Source organism: Pseudaquidulcibacter saccharophilus (assembly GCF_019455445.1).
GTDB lineage: Bacteria > Pseudomonadota > Alphaproteobacteria > Caulobacterales > Aquidulcibacteraceae > Pseudaquidulcibacter > Pseudaquidulcibacter saccharophilus.
Map to the genome: position 1 here is coordinate 127,437 of NZ_JAHWUS010000001.1, position 20,116 is coordinate 147,552.

17 protein-coding genes are annotated in these 20,116 nt (G+C 41.6%); 9 read left to right on the forward strand and 8 right to left on the reverse strand.

What is annotated here, in order from left to right:
* Positions 1–308 precede the first annotated feature (308 nt).
* Positions 309–2,318 carry a hypothetical protein gene (locus KXV15_RS00530; protein WP_240006202.1) on the forward strand — a complete coding sequence of 670 codons (2,010 nt, stop codon included), beginning with the start codon at positions 309–311 and terminating at the stop codon, positions 2,316–2,318.
* On the opposite strand, the gene KXV15_RS00535 is transcribed toward KXV15_RS00530, so the two are convergent.
* Genes KXV15_RS00535 through KXV15_RS00545 form a run of 3 tightly spaced genes read right to left on the reverse strand, consistent with a single transcriptional unit; the run spans position 2,319 to position 8,592 of the window.
* Entirely contained in the window at positions 2,319–4,673 is a 2,355-nt protein-coding gene (locus tag KXV15_RS00535; protein ID WP_240006203.1) for a DUF4175 family protein, read from the reverse strand.
* Positions 4,670–5,767 (reverse strand): NAD(P)/FAD-dependent oxidoreductase, encoded by a 1,098-nt coding sequence (locus KXV15_RS00540; RefSeq protein ID WP_240006204.1) that lies wholly within the window; start codon positions 5,765–5,767, stop codon positions 4,670–4,672. The genes KXV15_RS00535 and KXV15_RS00540 overlap by 4 nt, the downstream gene beginning before the upstream one ends.
* Before the next feature lie 53 nt (positions 5,768–5,820).
* Positions 5,821–8,592, reverse strand: a complete 2,772-nt coding sequence (locus KXV15_RS00545; RefSeq protein ID WP_240006205.1) for a phosphoenolpyruvate carboxylase — start codon at positions 8,590–8,592, stop codon at positions 5,821–5,823.
* Positions 8,593–8,753: 161 nt separating this feature from the next.
* Here KXV15_RS00545 and KXV15_RS00550 point away from each other — a divergent pair, with 161 nt between their 5' ends.
* On the forward strand, positions 8,754–9,038 hold the full coding sequence (locus KXV15_RS00550) for a YggT family protein (RefSeq protein ID WP_240006206.1): 285 nt from the start codon (positions 8,754–8,756) through the stop codon (positions 9,036–9,038).
* Positions 9,038–9,340, forward strand: coding sequence for a DUF167 domain-containing protein (locus KXV15_RS00555; protein WP_240006207.1), 303 nt, complete (start codon positions 9,038–9,040; stop codon positions 9,338–9,340). The genes KXV15_RS00550 and KXV15_RS00555 overlap by 1 nt, the downstream gene beginning before the upstream one ends.
* Here KXV15_RS00555 and KXV15_RS00560 read toward each other — a convergent pair.
* Complete coding sequence (locus tag KXV15_RS00560; RefSeq protein ID WP_240006208.1) at positions 9,337–9,948, reverse strand: hypothetical protein; 612 nt, start codon at positions 9,946–9,948, stop codon at positions 9,337–9,339. The genes KXV15_RS00555 and KXV15_RS00560 overlap by 4 nt on opposite strands.
* 148 nt (positions 9,949–10,096) lie before the next feature.
* Between KXV15_RS00560 and folD the strand changes: the two genes are divergently transcribed.
* Entirely contained in the window at positions 10,097–10,984 is an 888-nt protein-coding gene (folD, locus tag KXV15_RS00565; RefSeq protein ID WP_240006209.1) for a bifunctional methylenetetrahydrofolate dehydrogenase/methenyltetrahydrofolate cyclohydrolase FolD, read from the forward strand.
* Here folD and KXV15_RS00570 read toward each other — a convergent pair.
* The 4 genes from KXV15_RS00570 to KXV15_RS00585 form a co-directional block, all read right to left on the reverse strand.
* A complete protein-coding gene (locus KXV15_RS00570; RefSeq protein ID WP_240006210.1) occupies positions 10,981–11,958 on the reverse strand; it encodes a phytase in 978 nt (325 codons plus the stop codon). The genes folD and KXV15_RS00570 overlap by 4 nt on opposite strands.
* Before the next feature lie 135 nt (positions 11,959–12,093).
* Complete coding sequence (locus KXV15_RS00575; RefSeq protein ID WP_240006211.1) at positions 12,094–12,687, reverse strand: peroxiredoxin; 594 nt, start codon at positions 12,685–12,687, stop codon at positions 12,094–12,096.
* Between the two features lie 49 nt (positions 12,688–12,736).
* Positions 12,737–13,741: a glycosyltransferase family 2 protein gene (locus KXV15_RS00580; protein ID WP_240006212.1), complete on the reverse strand. Its 1,005-nt coding sequence runs from the start codon at positions 13,739–13,741 to the stop codon at positions 12,737–12,739.
* Positions 13,725–14,630, reverse strand: coding sequence for a Gfo/Idh/MocA family protein (locus tag KXV15_RS00585; RefSeq protein ID WP_240006213.1), 906 nt, complete (start codon positions 14,628–14,630; stop codon positions 13,725–13,727). The genes KXV15_RS00580 and KXV15_RS00585 overlap by 17 nt, the downstream gene beginning before the upstream one ends.
* A gap of 106 nt (positions 14,631–14,736) precedes the next feature.
* On the opposite strand from KXV15_RS00585, the gene KXV15_RS00590 reads away from it, so the two are divergent.
* The 5 genes from KXV15_RS00590 (at position 14,737) to KXV15_RS00610 (ending at position 19,931) form a co-directional block, all read left to right on the forward strand.
* Positions 14,737–15,411 carry a class I SAM-dependent DNA methyltransferase gene (locus KXV15_RS00590; RefSeq protein WP_240006214.1) on the forward strand — a complete coding sequence of 225 codons (675 nt, stop codon included), beginning with the start codon at positions 14,737–14,739 and terminating at the stop codon, positions 15,409–15,411.
* A gap of 96 nt (positions 15,412–15,507) precedes the next feature.
* Entirely contained in the window at positions 15,508–18,486 is a 2,979-nt protein-coding gene (ileS, locus tag KXV15_RS00595; RefSeq protein WP_240006215.1) for an isoleucine--tRNA ligase, read from the forward strand.
* An 11-nt stretch (positions 18,487–18,497) separates the two neighbouring features.
* Positions 18,498–19,232: a heme ABC transporter permease gene (locus tag KXV15_RS00600; protein ID WP_240006216.1), complete on the forward strand. Its 735-nt coding sequence runs from the start codon at positions 18,498–18,500 to the stop codon at positions 19,230–19,232.
* Complete coding sequence (gene ccmD / locus KXV15_RS00605) at positions 19,229–19,429, forward strand: heme exporter protein CcmD (protein WP_240006217.1); 201 nt, start codon at positions 19,229–19,231, stop codon at positions 19,427–19,429. Before KXV15_RS00600 ends, ccmD begins: the two co-directional genes overlap by 4 nt.
* Positions 19,416–19,931: a DsbE family thiol:disulfide interchange protein gene (locus KXV15_RS00610; RefSeq protein ID WP_240006218.1), complete on the forward strand. Its 516-nt coding sequence runs from the start codon at positions 19,416–19,418 to the stop codon at positions 19,929–19,931. Before ccmD ends, KXV15_RS00610 begins: the two co-directional genes overlap by 14 nt.
* The last annotated feature ends 185 nt before the right edge of the window (positions 19,932–20,116 follow it).

A 20,116-nucleotide genomic window follows, 5' to 3' on the forward strand; every position in this document is an offset into this window, starting at 1 on the left:
TTTTCGCATCCAAAACCATTCTGCAATGCGAATAAATTAAATAAAGGTATTAAAAATGAGGCTTTCAAGAGGCTGTTCATCAATTTGCTGAAAAATTTAATGTTTGTTTGCTTGAACCAATTCTCCAAAAAAGATAAACCATAACAGAAGGTTTTGAAAAATTATTTTATTTGGCGAATTTTACCGCTTTATAGTCGGCGGCAAATCACGGGAGAATGCGTTTGCGTAAATATAAGGTTTCACATAACGCGAAGAAGAGTCTTCTGGCATCTTGTGCTTTGTTTATTTTGCCATTGTTTGCTTCTAATATGGCATTCGCACAAAATGAAGATGAGCGGATGGCTTCGATTCCTGCTGATAATATTGCACAAGCAGCGCCACGTGTTACGCTTAATGAAACCGATAAAATAAAACTTCGCGCCGCCGTCAACAGTAGTGTACGCGTTGAAATAAACCGCGATAAATACCGGCACCCCGAACAAACCATCGAATTTTTTGGGATTAAGCCAGACGCCACTGTTATCGAGATCTGGCCTGGTCAAGGTTGGTACACCTCAATTCTTGGTCCCTATTTGAAAAGTGGCGGCGGGCATTTGGTTGCCGCAAATTTTGATACCGCAACGACAAATTCTGATTTGGTTCAAAAAGTTGTCGATAGCTTTAGGGACAAATTTTCATCCCATCCAGAGGTTTATGGCGATGTGCAAATTGTTCCATTTGGTCCACGTTCTGGGGCAATGGTTCCCGATGGAACAGCCGATGCAGTATTAACATTCCGCAACATCCATAATTGGATGGCGCAAGGCTGGTCCGATAAAGCATTTGACGATTTTTACCGCGCCTTAAAACCCGGTGGTATTTTGGGCATCGAAGAACATCGTGCAGATGAAGATACGCCCCAAGACCCTATGGCTGCGGACGGTTATGTTCGCCAAGATTATGTCATTAGCCTTGCCAAGGACGCAGGTTTTGAACTGGTAGATGCATCAGAAATTAATGCGAATGCCAAAGACACCAAAGACCATCCGTTTGGGGTTTGGACATTGCCACCAGTTTTGCGCACGGCACCAATGGGGCAAGCACCAAATCCGAAATTTGATTCAAACCGATATAATGCAATTGGTGAAAGCGATCGCATGACGCTTTTATTCCGCAAACCTTTGAAAGTTGATAAACCGCCGGTAATGGCGGAAAAATCTGGTCCGATTCCTATTCCAGTATTTTTTGGCGATAAGAAACCGAAAAAAGGTAAGGCCGATACTAAAACTGCATTGGCAAAAAACCCAACAATCGCAAGCCTAAATCCGTTTGATAAAAAGCCTCAAGAAACCACAGTAACACCAAATACTGTCGTAAGTTCGCCAGTTATAGAAAAGACAGAAACCAAAGCTGTGGCGCTTAATGAAGCCGCCAAGTCAGAAGAGGCAAAGGCCAAAGCAGTTATTTTAACCAAGCCACCTAGCTGGGACAAAGGCGCACCAAAGCAAGAGACTGTAAAAGCTGATGCCAATGTTAAGGCACCAATTGTTACAGAACCGCCAAAAGAAACCGCAATTGTGAAAACTGAAGCAGATGTGGAAAAAACAATTGTTGATACAGCAAAAACGACAAATGAAACCCCGGTTAATAACACAACAGTTAACACCACAGAGGTTAAACCAGAAATTCCAGTATTGCCGGAAAATATTATAACTAATGACAAGCCGGCAGAAATTACAAAAGAAGCAAAACCAACAGAAACCAAGGCTGATTTGACCAATCCTGCAAAAGTTGAAGCACCAGCAGTTCACAAAAAACCTGAAACCAAGGCTCCTGCTAAAGCTTCGGCAAAAGCTAAAACAGATACAAAAGAAAAAGCCACAAAAACCGAACCAGCATCAAAAAATGCTACAAAGGATACAAAAGGTAAAATCACTAAAAAAGTTGATAGCAAGGAAGATGCAAAAACCACGTCAAAAGGTGCAAAGGCAACAAATAATAAAACATCTTCTAAAACGTCTGCCAAGAACACCGATAAGGCAGATGTAAAATCTAAAACATCTTCAAAAACTGGTACTAAAACCACTAAGCCTGAGGAAAAAACGACTAAAACCGGTTCCAAAGCTACAAGCAAATCTGGCACAAAAGCCGATAGCAAGACCACAGACAAAAAGACAAATTCAAAAACGGCTTCTAAACCTGCGGTAAGCAGCGAAAAGAAACCAGCCAGTAAAACTGATACAAAAGCAAAAACCACAGCAAAACCAGCGACAAAAACAAGCACTAAATCAAAGAATGCTAATGTTCCTGATTGGTCTGCACCAAAGAAACATAAATAATTATTTTTTCTTTAGCAGGTTTTCGTAATAATCACGCTCGTCACTATCGCTGTCGGGGTTCGATAATTTTTCGCGAAGGGTTTTGATAATATCGCGTACGCGGTTTTTATCCTGATTGGGCGGTATTTTTGTCTTTTCGCCTTTGCCATTTTCACTGTTACCGCGATTATTATCATCGGTTGCACGTCCTAATGGATCTTTATTATCGCTGTTATCCTGATTTTGATCTGCACTTTGTTTTAGATTTTGCAATGCTTGCGCCTGTTCCTTCAACGCGCCCTGCAAATCACCGTTTTTAAGTGCCTGCTCTGCATTTTTCATATTTTGCTGGGCTGCATTAAGGGCATCGTCATTTTTGCCCTGTTTCAACATTTCTAGGTTTTGTTCGAGCGCTTTTTGCTTTTGCGCCAATTCTTCGTTGGATTTTGGATTTTTACCATTTGCCGAAGCAGCATTGTTGGTATCGTCCATTAAATCTCGTTGTTGATTTACCAGATCTGATGGGTTGGCATTTTCTTCGCCACCGCTTTGTTTACTAACGCTTAGATTCTGCATTAATTCATCAAGCTGATCTAGTTGTGAAAGGGCGTCGTCACTATTGCCATTTTTGGCATTTTCCTCAATGTCATCCATCATTTTTTGCAAATTATCACCGCTTAGGTTTGATTTGTCTTCAACCTCCATATCACCGCTATCGCCTTGTTGTTGAGATAACTCGGCAATATGTTGCGCAATTGCATTGTTTAACTCTTGACGTAATTGGCTTAACTCCTCTTGGCTTGCGCCATTTTGAATTGCTTGTTTAAGTTTTTGGATTGCATCACTAACTTTTGACTTGGTGTCTTGGGAATCTGCTATTGATTGCTGTAATATTTCCCATAATATGTTTGCAGCTTTGTGGGCTTCTTTTGTGCTTCTTGCCCCGTCCAAAGACGCAAGTGCATAAGAAATACCATTCAGATAAGAAACCGGTAATTCAAGATTTTTGGCATTATTAATCCCATTCAAAAGCGCATATGCTTTTTTAATATTTTTTGGTGCGGCGGATAAATAATCGCTAGCATCAATATTATCACCATTAATATTGGCGTAATTAAACAAAACAGATTTATACGGGTGCGTTTCACGCAAAATCATAAGCCTTATTTCCGCAATCGCACGCGAAAAATCATTTGAAAAAACTGGTAGCGGAACATTTATTAATTTAATTTGTGAACGGGCGGGTTTATCGTCGCTATTGGCAATTTCAATCCAGGCCTGCGCATCATAACCAACAAGCGGGCTTTCGGCGGTTGGTATTATGATATTATTTTCACCGCTATTTATATCTTTGATATTTATTTCATGGGTTGAAAGTAATTCATTACCATCAACTTTACCCTTTAGAACCAATTGTGCGCGCGAAACCGCATTTTTGTCATTAATGGTAAAATGGGCGGCAATTGAAGTTGTTCCAACCGGATTAAAATCAACCTTGCCTTTAAATCTTGGTACCGGCGGCCTAATAATTTCAATATTCCACTTTTTTCGCGTGCCGAAATAATTTAATTTCAAAGTACCTGAATTATGCAATATAATACGGGTTTGAAATTTGCCATCCGTTACCTTATCCAATTTTTTTGTTATTCCGCCGATGGTGATTTTGGGTGCAAACTTCGCACCATTAACTTCAATTTCAATTTCACTACCGTCTTTTATCTCATTATCCTTGGCCTCTAAAGGAATTATCGCGCCTTGGTTATCTTTTGCTACCACCCAAGCATTAATTGATTTTGGTGCACCGCCAAAATATACCGCAAAATCTGGCTTCAACACTGGTAATGAGTGTTTATAATCAATCCCAACAATCATAAAAACTAATGAAAACGCGGTAAGCAATAATTTATCCGCCGCAATTAATCGTGGAAAATATATGCGCGGCTTTATTTTTATTTGTCCAAGACGTTCAACCTCATAAAGCCATAAATTTTTATCACCATTTAGCGGTCGACTTCCTAGAATAGATAATGGCGAAAGTGCAGTTAAATTATAATGCTTTTCAAAAATGGTTTCGGCAACTTCATACTTAAATGGGTTAATTTTTCTCAAGCTTTTAATTAAAAAATATATTGCGGCTGCGTATCCAACGACCATAATTGTCGTAGATAAAATTGAATATAAATTTTCAGAAATCGGTAACAATTTAATAATTGGTACAAGGCAAGTTATTGAAAAAATAATTGTTAATGGCAAAAGTGCAGCGCTGATTATAGACCAAAGGTTTTCGGTGAAAATAATCTTGTTTATCTCTTTGCGCGCAAGGGTTTCAAAAGTTTTTACCCCGTTAAATTCATCATTGTTGGCAATTTGGTTCATCGCAATTTTTCCGCAATATATTCACCAATTGCCATTGATGAAGTAAGGCCCGGGCTATCTATACCAAATAAACAAACCAAGCCATCAAGCGAATGCGTATCACTAAATAAAATACGAAAATCTTCAAAATCATGAAGAGAGTTTCCAATTTTTGGCCTTATGCCCGCATAATCTGGTGATAAAAGTTTTTCATCAACTTGCGACCAATATTGTCGTATTGAATTTGCAAACTTATCTCGTTTATTTTCATCAACTTGATAGTCGATAGTTTGGCTTTCTTCCATATCCGGCCCAAAACGCGCATGCCCTGCCGCATCGGGGGTTAAATGTATGCCAAGCGCCGTTGATGTTGGTAAAGGGTATATAAGACGGCTAAAAGGTGCCTTGCCCATATAGCGGAAATAATTCCCTTTGCCATAGCGCATTTTGGGGACAAAATTTTCCAAGCCAACAACACGCTTTGCCACCTCTTCAGACCATAGCCCAGCACTAAGAATTAGTGTATTTGCGGTGATTTCGGTTGGGCTTTCACCACCTGTTTTAATGTGCCATACCCCATCTTTACGCTCGGCATGTTCAAAGGGCGTGCCTTTAACCAAAAACCCGCCACTATCCTCAATATCACCCAAAAACCCCAGCATCATGGAATGGGAATCAACGATGCCTGATGTAGGTGAATAAATTGCCGCCACCGCATTCAATGCCGGTTCAAGAGTTTTAACGCGCGCACCGTCCCAAATTTCTAAATCAGGCACACCATTATCATTGCCCTTTTGCAAAATGGCTTCAAGACCCTTTATTTCATTATCATTTGTGGCAACAATGAATTTGGTGATTGGGTTTGCCATTATACCGCGCGGTGCACAATATTCATAAATCATGCGATTGCCGCGCACGCAAAAGCGGGCTTTTAATGTATCTTTGGGATAATACATTCCAGCATGAATAACTTCGGAATTACGCGAAGAGGTTTCTTCGCCAAAGCCGTGATTTTTTTCAAGCACAATAACGCTTTGCCCGCCTAGCGCCAATGCACGACCAACGCCAAGCCCGACAATACCCGCACCAATTATGCAAACGTCAATATCTGCCATAAGGCACGCTACCAATTAATAATCATCAATTCAATTATTAATTACCAATATAATTAGCCATGCGCACCAAAATAATTGGCTATTGAAACTGATATCCGCACACATAAGCGATAGGCGGTTTCAATTTGATCAAAATAAAGTCGGTTAATTTCCTCATAGGCCTGTTCATTGTCTTTGGGATAATCGGATGGCGCATTAATTGAAAAATCACTTAAAGACGGTGCATGCAGCGGGAACGCGGCACGCAGAAGCCGTAAAGCATCATCAATCCGTAGTGTGAAAATCATTTCCAAAATATCATCACGACTTATGTCATTGCGTCTTGAGAATTGCGGTATTTGCACGGCACGAAGAAACATATGCTGCATTAATGCCAAACGAAGCGCATGCAAAACGCCCATCGAACGGCGCGTATCTTCGCGCCCCTTTTCAACACGATCGCCATCAACCAATGCAAAGATTTGATGAAGCCTGAGCGCATCAACCCGTAAAGACGACGCAAGGCGGCGGAATTCACCGGGGCGATCATCTTTTTCAAGTTGTTCAGACAAGGCAAGGAATGCGTTTTCAAGCTCTTTTTCTTGCCCGCGATATGGGCGGGTTGCCCAATAAGCACAGTTGAACAATTCACCATATGCCGCAAGCGATTTAATACTGGCCAGAGTATTTGATGCCTGCAACATTCGCAAAATTGCCTGACCGCGTTCGGATTTTTTCAACAAATCAGCAATTGATTCGAGATCAAATTTGGCTGCGGTGCCAACACCCGCAAGCAAATTGACGGGATATCCCAATTGTTGCAACACCGCATTATGGGGAATTGCGCGAATTTGGCGTAGGCTCATATCCCTATCGGCAGCAATATCAGATTGGCGGCGTGATTTGCGCGAACCGGTTTCTTTCAAAAGCCCAAGCCCGAATGAAGTAATAGCCCGTGAATAATGGCTGGTTTCCATAAATTCACGTTGTACGCGCCTTATGCCACGATAAAAATCAAGGCTTAGATCCGTACGAGTATAGAATGGGTCATTAACTTTTTCTATTGGTTTGGTTTCAACCTCGGCAATGCGAACCAAGGTTGCAAGCGCAAGTTCTGGTGTGCGGAAGAATAAATAACCATCCCCACCTTGGAAACTTACCTCAAGTCTTGTGCCAATGTTGCGCGATGCAAATTGATAACGTGCCCAATGCGACATGTTATAATAAAGCCTGTCGTACATTGAAACAGGGTGCGCACCACGCCCCATGGATTCACCATGCGTATTGAAAATTAATGCCTCAACCTCGTCCAAATCATGTTTTGCCATGATGCGGGCAAGGCGACCGTGCAGACGCTCGATTGCAAGGCTTGCCGGAATTTGCCCAACAAAACGACCAGCATCAGAAAAACCGGTTTGGATTGCCACAAGACCACGCTTAATCGCATAATGACGATAGTTTACATCACCCAGAAGCGCATCAAGGAAACGCGCACCGTGTTCCATTGCGGTTTCGGTTTCAAATAATGGTGAGATGTCGATTTTTTCTTCAATTCCAAAAAGGCGCGCGAAATAAAGGGCAATTAAAACGGTTTGCGGCTGTTCGCACTCGGCAATTAAAAGCCGGATTGGATTATCGGCATCAATATGGTTGAAAATTTGCACCATTGCCAAAAATTGACGTAATGCAGTTGTCGTTTCAATTGCCAATGACGCAAAATTGGTACGAAGTGGTTTTAAGTTTCTTATCATCTCATCAAGTTGTTTGATGGTTGATTGTGATGATAATTCGCCGGTTTCTTCTTGTGGGAAATGGCGGCGGATTGCGTTGTTTAATTGCGCGGCATTAAGGCGGAAATGAATTTGCCCAACCCCAAGCCCCTCTGAGCGCATAGTCGAGGCAAATGCCAAAAGTTTAACCGCATCTTTTTGATTTTTATCGCGTGCCAATTTTTCAATTTCCACGATAATCTCTTTGAGGCTAAGAATTTTATTGGCGTTTTCTTCATCAATTTTATTGGCAACATCAGAAAGAACTGCCGGATCTGTAAGGTTTTGTTTGAAAAGCAATAAAATCTCATCATTATATTGCAATGCAGCCTCTAGCCGTGCCGCGATTTCATCAAGATTAAGCCCCTTTGCCTTGGCAACATAATTTGCCAATTTGATTGATTTTTCTTTTAGGCGATACGAAAACGAGGTTGACCACGAAATATCGGTGCGCCCATCCATATCATAACCAACCCAAGTTGCGAATTTAAATGGCTTGGCACAAAGTTTGTGAAACTCTTCTGGATAATGTTTGGCGGCAATTTCATAAATAATTTCGGTTAATGCATCGCGGGCATCATGTGCCTTTGACAAGGTTGCCATTGCCTCATCATGTTCGTAATCAAGGGTAATATTGTCATTTTCAGTGGCGAAAATACAAACGGCCTTATCAACCTCACCAGAGCTTGCGGCATGGGCAACCGAATCGGCCTCTAATTTATTTAAAAGAAATGTTGGGTGTGCCGTGAAAACATTGGTTAAAAGCGGGCGTGACCAAAATTTCGCAAATTGGGCAAAATCACGATCATTGGTGGAATTAATGACCAATTCCTTGAAATGGGCAAGGTTGCTTTTGATATCAATGGGGGCAATAAGATTTTGCAAACGGTGCGCACGGTTCTGCAAAGCCTCACACTCAAGCTCCCGAATATAGGTTTCAATGGTTTTTAAATCGGTTTCCCCAACCTCGATTTTGCGCGATAGTTCCAACGATAATTGAAATACCGGATTAAACAGCGGGGTCGCAGTGGTAAGTTTGTGCAATTCCTTGAGGCGGGTTTTGAAACCATCAATCATGTTGTGTCTCTCACAATATTATAATTAATTATCAATTCCCCAGTAATCATGCTTATAGAGGATAATTTTATAAACTAAATATTTTTATCAGTTTATTTCAGTGATACTTATTTCTTTTTTAACAACAATGCCTAAATTATACACACATCAAGGAGTTATTTATGCAACCACCTATTCAATGGTTAGTTTCGAATATTTTGGGTTTATATTGGTATGTTATTTTAATTGATGTCATCCTTAGCTGGCTCATTGCATTTGACGTTGTAAATACACGCAATAAATTTATTGGCACAATTGCCGATGTTACCAACCGCTTGACCGCACCGGTTCTAAACCCACTTCGCAGAATTATTCCACCAGTTGGTGGCCTTGATTTATCGCCATTGGTGTTGATTTTTGGAATGAGATTCTTGCAAATATATGTTGTACCGCTTATTCCTATTTAATGGCATTTTATCGGCAAATTAGTAACGATATTGAAATCCGCGTTCGCGTTATCCCCAACGCCAAGCAAGAAGGCATAATGGGCGTTGAGGTACGCGATGACGGTAATGAATATCTGAAAATTAAAACCCGCGCCGTTCCTGAAGACGGCAAGGCGAATGATGCAATTATTAAAACCCTTGCCAAGGCTCTAAAAACCTCAAAAAGTAATATCACACTCTTAAGCGGCGCAACGAACCGTACCAAATGCTTTTTGATTAATGAAATGAAAATCAACGAGATATTAGCACTTAAAGAAGGCTAATAGTGAAAATACTTTGGAACAATGATGTAATTTGGGGTTTGCACTTTTGATACAAGTGCCAACTCATTGGCACCGTAATTTCTAACCATTTCTCTTATTAATAGTTCACGTTTTTTCTCTGTACTTACAAGAAAGCGGGATTGGTTTGCAATTTCATCAACCGTTTTTAAAACCCCACACACTGTGCTTATATCTGAATTACATTCAGAATAGATTTCGTATAATTTTCCATACTGATGAATATAATTTATGTCCGGTTTGGCGGTTACAGGGTATTTATAGGCAATTTGGAAATCTTCGTTCAAAACGTCAAAACGACGATTAAAAATATTATCGATTTTACTTTTGGCACCTTTGTCGTCAAGAACCAATATTTTTGTAGAACAATTATAACCACCACCACTGGCCACAACGCCATTTATTGCCACGGTGGCCATAATCGAACTGCCATCAATTGAGCCAGATCTGACCTGATAAATACCGTCTTTAAACGGGCAAATAGGCTTTGTAGCATTGGCAATTTCATTTACTGCCTTTGGTGTAGTGCGATAACAGCCACCCAGAATTAGCATCATTGCCAAAAAACATAAGCGCACCTTTACGCCCATTTAGCACCCCATAATTTAAAACTGCTGGAAAATGCCACAAGATTTATAAAATGCAATGACTTTTGGTGGTTGGCTCTTGGTATTTTTCGCAATTTGTTATAGAGAAGCCGCACATTCGGTAAATAGTGATTTAGTGGGGGCATTTTACATGAGCGCAACATTAATCGACGGCAAACATCAGGCACAATTACTTAACCAAGCAACCCGCGAAGGGGTTTTGAAACTGTCTGAAACCGCTGGCTTTGTGCCAACATTGGCGGTTATTTTGGTTGGTGAAGATCCCGCTTCCCAAGTATATGTTCGTAACAAAGTTCGTACAGCCGGCGAAATTGGCATAAAATCACTTGAATTTGTTTTACCTGCGGATGCCACCCAAGAAACCCTTGAAGCTAAAATCAAAGAATTATCAGATGACGAAGGCGTTGATGGCATTTTGGTGCAACTACCGCTACCGAAACACCTTAATGAAGATGCCGCAATCGAGCTTATTGCGCCACTAAAAGACGTTGACGGCCTAACCGAAAAATCGGCAGGTCGTTTGTCATTGGGTAAAGTCGGCCTGCGCCCTTGCACGCCAAAGGGTTCGGTTATTCTTGCCAAATCGGCATTGGGTGATGATTTATCTGGTAAAAACGTTGTGGTTATTGGGCGTTCTATACTGGTTGGCAAACCGGCGGCATTCTTATTTTTAGAAGAAAACTGCACCGTAACCATCGCCCATTCACGCACCAAAAACCTACCTGAAATCTGTAAAAATGCCGATATTTTGGTAGCTGCGGTTGGTCGCCCGTTAATGGTAAAAGCCGATTGGGTTAAAGAAGGTGCATGCGTTATTGACGTTGGTATTAACCGCGTACCAAACGACAACCCTAATTCAGAAAAGAAAACCAAACTTGTTGGTGATGTTGATTTTGATGGCGCAAAAACGGTTGCGGGGCAAATTACTCCGGTTCCCGGTGGCGTTGGTCCAATGACAATTGCGTGCTTGATGCAAAACACCTTAGAGGCATCAAAATTAAGACGCGGCTTGGTTTAGGGTTTTAAACCAAGCTTTTCTTTGATTTCCCGCCACGAAACAAGTTTAAAGTTTTGTGTTGCATCAGGCATGGTATTAATATCATCCTGAACGACAACTAATCCTTCTGGATAGTTTGGGCCAAAATTATGGGCGGAAATATCAATTCCGTCTGTTGTTGTAACACCGTCAATTTTTTCTGATGCAACAACCCTAAAGCTACCAATATATTGATGTTGTTGATTAATATCATAGATATTGAATCTTGAATCACCTTGCACAGAAACCACCAAATAACGGTGTTTTCCATCATCCCAGATACTTACTCCTTCCACATCGGCAACAAGGCGACCATTCCCAATTTTTTCAACCAGATTTGTAGAATTATCTTTTAAATTAATATCCCAAAGGCCAACCAATTCTTGAGAAACATATAAATGACCAGTTTTGTCATCAATCACACATCCTTCTGCAATTGAGCCAAGACTTTTTTCAAAGACTTTTTCCGAAATAATACCGCTATCACCGGCCTTGATTTTAAATGCCTTTATATCACCAACTTTTGAGGTTGCGACGGCGTAAAAATCATCACCAATTTGCCCAAGGCAAAAACCATAAACCTCGGTAAAATCAGTTTTAATACGGGCAATAGGATTAGGAATAAGGTATGCATCTTTTTGTATAAACCGCCAAAGGACAATTGAATTGTCAATTCGGTCACTGGCCCCAACAATTACATCTTTTCCGTCTGTGAAAGAAAAATCCTTGCGCAAATCGGCATTATTGGGTTTGCCGCCTATAATCTCCTGCGCAATTGTGCCGTCAAGATTATAAACATATATTCCACCCTTTTTTTGCGTTCCGATAATTTTGGAGTTTATAGGATTGGCGGCATTATACCAAATTGCCGGATCATCGGCAGCATCACCATTTGAATTAACAGGGGTAGTTTCCGCCGTGGCATGAACCTCGACAAGATTAATATTGCTTGGCATTTGGTGGGCACATGAAATTATGCCCAATAATGGCAAAAATAAAAAAAACTTTTTAAATAACATATCAAACCTCAAACCAGTGTTTAAAGCCGAGTTTTTTGTCACTGATGTGACAATGTTACTTATGATTATCTTTTACTTTAGCTTCGCCAGTTCTTGAACTTGTTCAAGCGCGTTTTTAACGTGATTGCGATAATCGGAATTTTCGTAAATCATACTTATGGTTCCGTCTTGGGCAATTACGAATGTTGTGCGCTTGGTTATACCCTGCATCATTTCAACATGATACGCCTTGGCAATTTCTGGGGTTGCGGTAGCAACTGCGAATTTATCACGACATTCTTCGGTCGAGAATTTTTTCAACGCATCAATATTATCACCAGACATACCAATTACATTTGCGCCCATTTTCTTAAATTCTTCTGTTGTGTCTGAGAAGTCGTGGGCTTCTAATGTGCAGCCTGGTGTAAACGCCTTGGGAAAGAAATATAAAACCAAAGGGCCTTCTTTTAATTTAGCGGCCAAGGTAAATGAAAAATCTTTGCCAGCCAATGCACCCTTGGCACTGAAATCCGGTGCTTTTTGCCCAACTTTTAGGGTGTTTTCAGCATCTTTTTGGGCTTGGGCGATTGCCTTGTCTAATTGTGCGTCTTTTTTCTCATTTGCTTTGCCACACGCACCAAGTACCGCAAGTGACAGCAATAGTAATGTTAATTTGGTTTTTCTCATCATTAGTCCCTTTTTGATAATTATTATTAATAGGAACCTAAACTATTTTTCACTCTTTTTCAATTTCCCGCAAAATACTTTTACGCAGCAATAAATCAATCGGTGAAAAAGACATGGCTTTAAGGATTTTTAATATGCTTGCAGACCTTTGTTTTTGGATTTCGTTTCGCATCCGAAACGATTGCCCAAGCCCCTTAATTCCTGCCAAAATACCGCTCCAATATGCGCCACCCGCACCATGCATTGAGCTTTGCAACAACAATAATAGTGTCGCCAAAATATGCACCGGAAGCATCACCCACATTACCCAAGACGGCATAAGGCGGATATAGGCCCAAAGGCGATTTCTTGTGCCATGAAATACCGCATATTCTGAATAACGTGATGACGAGCCAGATGCCCGGTGGCGAACCACCGCATTGGCAAGCTGAATACATTTCCCACCCAAAAGACGGTGACGAAAACCCAAATCAACATCTTCAAAATATGAATTAAAGCTTTCCTCAAAACCGTTCAATTTCTCGAAAACCGATTTTTTCCAAACCGCAGCCGCCGCACACGGTGAAAAACATTCGCCATCCTTTATGATTTCTGGCTTTGGTTTGCGATGACCACCGCGCCACGCAATGCCAGATATTGAATAATTATCGCCCATGCCGTCAAGCAATTCAGGGTTATCATCCAATAATTGCAACGATCCAAACGCCTCGGCGTCATATTTACCCGTGGCAATTTCAATTTCTTCTAGCCAATTGTTTTCAGGAAAGGCATCAGGGTTTAATAAAACCAACCATTCACCGTGCGCTAACTTTGCCGCCATGTTGTTTGCCCGTGCAAATCCAATGTTTTCGGTATTTTGCACAAAAATATCGGCACGGTTTGCTAATGCCGCATCCACACCATTGGTTGGCGAGGCATTATCAAGCAATATTGTTTCAAAATCGCGAAACGATTGATTATCAAGACAATCAAATAATCGATTTAGATCATCACCGCTTTTATAGGAGACAATTAATATCGAATATTTGGGGATTGATTTATTTGTGGCAGGCATCATCAACAAGACGTGCGATTTTCACCGCCTTGGCAGCATCAATACCCGAAACTTGAACCGGAATTTCGCCCAAAATTGCCGAAATGAAGTCACTGGTTGCCTGTTGCATTGGGTCTTTTATACGTTCTGCAAAATCCTGATGCAGACCAAAGCCGGTAGTATCGTTAAAGGTACGCGCAATATAGTCAATTTCGATTTTGCCGTTTTCATATTCAATCAAAGTCGTACGTTTACGCTCATCAGCGGCACGTGACGCCATTAATTTTGCCTTGCCACCGTTTTTATAAGTGATTTCAGCAATAATCGCATCAGGGCGATTAATCGGCCCCGCCAAACAATCAGACTTAATGCTTTCTGGTTCAGAACGGAATAAAAGGCCCGCAAGGTCAATGTCATGCACCATAAGATCAAAAGTTGCCGAAACGTCTGCACCACGTTGCGACGGAAGGCCAATTCGATACGCTTCAAGATATTTTGGAACTTCTTTAACATCCAAAAGCCCCATGGCTTTAAAAATGTAGCGTTCTTGGTGACCAGCTTGTAAAACAAGGTTTTTGCTATTGGCAATTGCAACCAAATTATCCGCACTTTCAGGGGTCGCAGACAATGGTTTTTCAACAAGGCAATGTTTGCCCGCCTCTAATGCCGCAAGCGCAACACCGCCGTGCGCGCTTGCCGGAGTTGCAACAACAAGTGCATCAACAAGTGGTAATAATTCATCAAGGGAGCCAAATGCCTGACAATCATGCTTGGCGGCAAGTTCTTGTGCGCGATTAAGGTCAAGGTCAAAAATCCCGACAAGCTCGGCACGATTATCACCTTTTACTTTATTTGAGTGATTGTTACCGAAAACGCCTGCCCCTGCGACACCAATTTTAACTTTTGTCATTTTATTCCCTAAAAAGTTTTATGACGGATTAGCTTAAAATCATGAATTTTACAACATATTGCATTGCAAAAAAACTTATGACAAATTGCACTCTAGGGGATCAATAATGAACGAAAACAGCGATTTCATATGGCAAAACCAAAATATGTATAATGCCTGGGCCAAAGCCTATGATAATTATACCAATTCAACCGTGTTTTGCGATGAATTGCATTTCCCAAAACACTGGGCATTGTTGCCACCGTCGAAAATTCTTGAAATTGGCTGCGGCACAGGGCGACATACAAAAAAACTTGTTGATTTTGGGCATGAATTAACCGCGATTGATATTTCAGAAGGCATGCTGGAAATTGCCAAAAGCAAAATAAAAAGCGCGCAATTCATCCATGGTAATTTTCTTGAATATAATTTTAATGGGCAAAAATTCGATTTCATTATTATGGCATTGGTGCTTGAACATTTGCCGGATAAAGAAATTGTTTTTGCCAAGATTGCCGAACTTTTGACTTCGGGTGGGAAATTATTTTTATCAGAAATCCACCACAGCCGCATGGAAAATGGTTCGGGGGCGCGTTTTACCGATGAAAATGGAAGCGAAATTCGCGCCGCTTCATTCACGCATAATAATGACGATGTAATCAATTCCGCCACCAATCATGGCTTTGAGCTTGTTGCCAATGAAGTGGTTTACGGCACAAAAACCCTTGTTGAACATAATAAGGGTTGGGAAAAATATTCAGGCAAACCAATGATTGAGATTTTTGAGTTTTTAAAACCATAATAATTCCGTCTCATCTGCCCCGATTATTTGCATTTTCTGTGACTGCTGCTAATAGGTTTTTGCTGATTTAATCCACAAAACCATAAGTGACGAAAATTGACCAATCAAGAAACTGAACAACGCGATTACCGCCCGACCATCTTTTTACCAGATACCCCGTTTCCAATGCGTGCGGGCTTGCCGGTAAAAGAAAAAGAAATCCTTGAAAAATGGGGTGTTACCACACTTTATAAGGAAATTCGTGCGGCATCTAAAACCAAACCAAAATGGGTTTTGCATGATGGCCCTCCGTATGCCAACGGTGGCATGCATATTGGGCACGCGCTAAATAATATCTTGAAAGATTTTATGATACGTTCACGCCAAATGGTTGGTTATGACGTTGATTATATCCCGGGTTGGGATTGTCATGGTCTGCCGATTGAATGGAAAGTTGAAGAAGAATTCCGCGCCCAAGGCCGTGATAAAAAAGATATTTCCCCATTAGAATTCCGCAAGGCATGCCGCGTTTACGCCAAAAAATGGGTCGAGATACAAAAGGCGGATCGTATCCGTATGGGTGTTGTTGGCGATTGGGACAATCCATATTTGACCATGAATTTCTCATCAGAGGCGGTGATTGCATCTGAATTTTTAAAAGTTGTGAAAAACGAATTGGTGTTCCGTGGTTCTAAACCAATTATGTGGTCACCGGTTGAGCGCACCTCTTTGGCAGAGGCCGAGGTTGAATATCAAGAAAAAACCAGCCCGATGATTTGGGTGAAGTTTCCGGTTGCTAAAGGTCTTGAAGATGCTTTTGTAATAATCTGGACCACAACCCCTTGGACGATTCCTGCAAACCGCGCGGTTTCATATTCCAAAAAGATTTCATATGGTCTTTATCAAATCGATGCAATCGAAGAAGGTCTTGAATTCACGCCATTTGCAATTGTTGGCGAAAAAATCGTGGTTGCCGATAAATTGGCCGAAGATATTTTCAAAAATGCCAAGGTTGCCAAATTTACCCGTCTTTCTGATGTGAACCCTGAAGGCATTACTTGCGACCACCCACTTAAAAATTGGGAAGGGGCAAATGGTGGCTATCAATTCCCTGTCCCACTGATTGCAGGCGAACACGTTACCGATGATGCAGGTACAGGTTTTGTGCATACCGCGCCATCGCATGGTGTAGATGACTATTTGGTTTGGTTAAAGCATGGCCTGCCACAATCTGAAATCCCATTCACCGTTGATGAAGAAGGTCGATTAACCAAAGAAGCCCCAGGCTTTGAAGGTGCATTAATCATGCAAATCGAAGGCAAGGCAAAAGACATCGGCAAAGAGGGTGATGCCAACCCACGCGTTCTTGATGCCCTTAAGGCAACCGGCAATCTACTTGCTATGGGTCGCCTTAAACACCAATATCCACATTCTTGGCGTTCACGCGCACCGCTTATTTATCGCAACACACCGCAATGGTTTATCGCAATGGATAAGGCGGTTGATGCATTGGGCGGCAAAACCCTTCGTGAGGTTGCGCTTTCTGAAATTGATAAAACCGATTGGGGTAATGCAGCCGCCAAAGGGCGGATTGAAACCATGGTTCGCGAACGCCCAGATTGGTTGATTTCGCGTCAACGCGCATGGGGCGTGCCAATTGCATTATTTGTAAACAAGGCAACCCAAGAAGTCCTTATGGATGATGAGGTTAACGCCCGCATTATCACCGCAATGGAAGTTGACGGTGCGGATGCGTGGTATGACAAGCCAGCACAATATTTCCTTGGCGATAAATATAAGGCAGAAGATTTTGAACAAATCCACGATATTCTTGATGTGTGGTTTGATTCAGGCTCTACCCATGCTTTCGTTCTTGAAAGCCGTGATACGTTACCGCGCCCTGCGAATATGTATCTTGAAGGTACGGATCAGCACCGTGGTTGGTTCCAATCATCATTGTTGGAATCATGCGCAACCCGTGGCGTTGCACCATATAAACAAGTGCGCACACACGGTATGACGGTTGACGACAAGGGTCGTAAAATGTCCAAATCATTGGGCAATGGTATCGAGCCACAGGATATTGCCAACCAAAACGGTATTGAAATTTTGCGTGTTTTATTTGCAAGCGCCGATTACACCCAAGAGCTTGCACTTGGTAAAACCATGATTTCACAAGCATCGGAAACTTATCGTAAATTACGCAACACAATTCGTTATATCCTTGCATCCACCAAAGATTTTAATGAAAAAGATTTGGTTGCCTATGGTGATTTGCCATTCCTTGAACAATGGGTTTTGGCTCGTACCGCACAAGTTGATGAAGAAGTGCGCAAAGCATATGATACCTATGACTTTAAAGAGGCGCTTTCGGCAATTTCCGATTTTGCCAACCTTGATTTATCAGCATTCTTTGTGGATGTGCGTAAAGATGCACTTTATTGCGACCCACTAAACAGCAAGAAGCGCCGTGCGGCACAAACCGTTCTTAGCATTCTATTCAAACGCTTCTTAACTTGGCTTGCGCCAATCTGTCCATTCACCACAGAAGAGGCATGGGGCATTGCCAAACCAGAGGCGGGCTCGGTGCATTTATTGGTGCTTGAAGATGTACCAAGTGAATGGAATGACGCTGCGGTATTAGAACGCATGGAAAAATTGCGGGAATTCCGTAAAGCGGTAACTGGTCTACTTGAATTACGTCGTGCTGACAAAGTAATTAGTTCTTCTCTAGAGGCAACACTAGATATTTACTCTAAAGATGGAGGTTTTTTAAATAGCTTATCAAGCTACCTACAAACTGAAGATATTGGCTTAATGCAAGAAACTCTTGAAGAACTTCTAATAGTTTCCAATGTAAAAATTCATACTAGTGAGTTTAATTTTAAAGGCAATGAAGATAAAGATTCGGTGGGGTTTGATATTAATCATTTCATGCACGGGATAGTTCTGGTTTTTGGAACTGCGGTTAGTAGAAATCTTGTTAAATGCCGCCGTTCATGGAAATATTTTGACCCTAAAACTGCACATCCAAACTTCCCCGACATTACCCCACGTGATGCCGAGGCGGTTTTATATTGGGAATCAATTCAATAGGAAAAACATAAGTGTTCAATTATCTTGCCAACCCAGAAAGATTTAGTCGCTTTGCCAAATGGGCATATCCATTGCTGTTGGTATTGGGTATTGTTACCTTGGCTGTTGGCACGGTTTGGTCGCTTTTATATGCCCCTGCGGATTATCAGCAATCGCAAAGTGCACGTATTATGTTTATCCACGTGCCGGCGGCATGGATTGCCACTTTTGCCTATGCCACAATGGCGGTGGCAAGTGTGATTTTTCTTGTTTGGCGGCATAATTTGGCGGACTTGGGCGCACGTGCGGCGGCAGAAATTGGTGCGGCATTCACTTTCCTTTGCCTTGTAACCGGATCAATTTGGGGTCGCCCAACCTGGGGAACATGGTGGGAATGGGATGGACGCTTAACATCCGTATTGGTGTTGTTTTTCCTATATCTTGGCTATCTTGCCCTTAGAAGTTCAATTGATGATGAGCAAAAGGCAGGAAGAGCGGCCGCAATTCTTTGCCTTGTAGGTTCAATCAATATTCCAATCATTCGTTATTCAGTTGTATGGTGGAACACATTGCACCAACCGGCCGCAATTATTCGCAAAGGTGGGCCATCAATTCACCCTGAATTATTATACCCGCTTTTGGTAATGGGTATTGCCTTTATGCTTTTGTTTGGGGCATCATTAATTGGGCGAACCAAAGCATTATTAATGGCGAAACGCGCCAAGAACCTAGAAGCCAAATTAGTTTATTCAGGTGAAAATCAATGACGCCGCAATTCCATAATTTACAAGAATTAATCGCAATGGATGGCTATGGCGGCTATGTATGGACTGCATGGGGTCTGTCGTTTTTGGTCGTTATTTTCTCACTTGTTTTTCCATATCTTGCGCAAAAGAAATGGCAAAAAAGGGTTTCCGAACTAGAGGCATTATTGGCGGCAAAGAGAAAAAATGAAAAAAATTAATCCAATTGCATTCCTTCCATTTTTGGTTTTCGTTGCCATCGGTGCAATGTTTGTTTATGGCATGTGGGGCAAGCGGGTCGATAAAAATATTAGCCCGTTAATTGGCAAGCCACTGCCAACCATTACTAGTTTTACCATTGATAATAAAGAATATGCCATAAAGGCCGATGGCAAGCCGAAAATTATAAACTTTTTTGCTTCTTGGTGCGTTCCTTGTCGGGCCGAGCATAAACAATTATTACAAATGTCTGCCGAACAAGGGTTTGATCTTATTGGCGTTGCCTATGAGGACAAGCCACAAAATATCGCCAATTATCTTGATGAACTTGGCAACCCTTATCATATCGTATTGATTGATTTGCACGGTGCGGCGGGTTCAACCCTTGGGCTTTCTGGCGTTCCTGAAACTTATGTTGTCGGCTCTGACGGTATTATTAAATACAAGCATAAGGGTGAAATTACCCCCGCTGATGCGCCAAAGCTAATTGGTATGGCAAAATAATAATTTACATCCCAAAAAACGTTAGCGCGCGAACTTTGGTGGTTCGCGCGCATGACGTATTTAGCGTCCTTACCGGGAGGGGAAACCGGTTAGTGAGAACTATAAAAGCCGGAGAATGTGGTCGATATTGCCAAGCTTTTTGTTAGCTCCCTAACTGGTACAAATATGACACAGCAAAATATTTA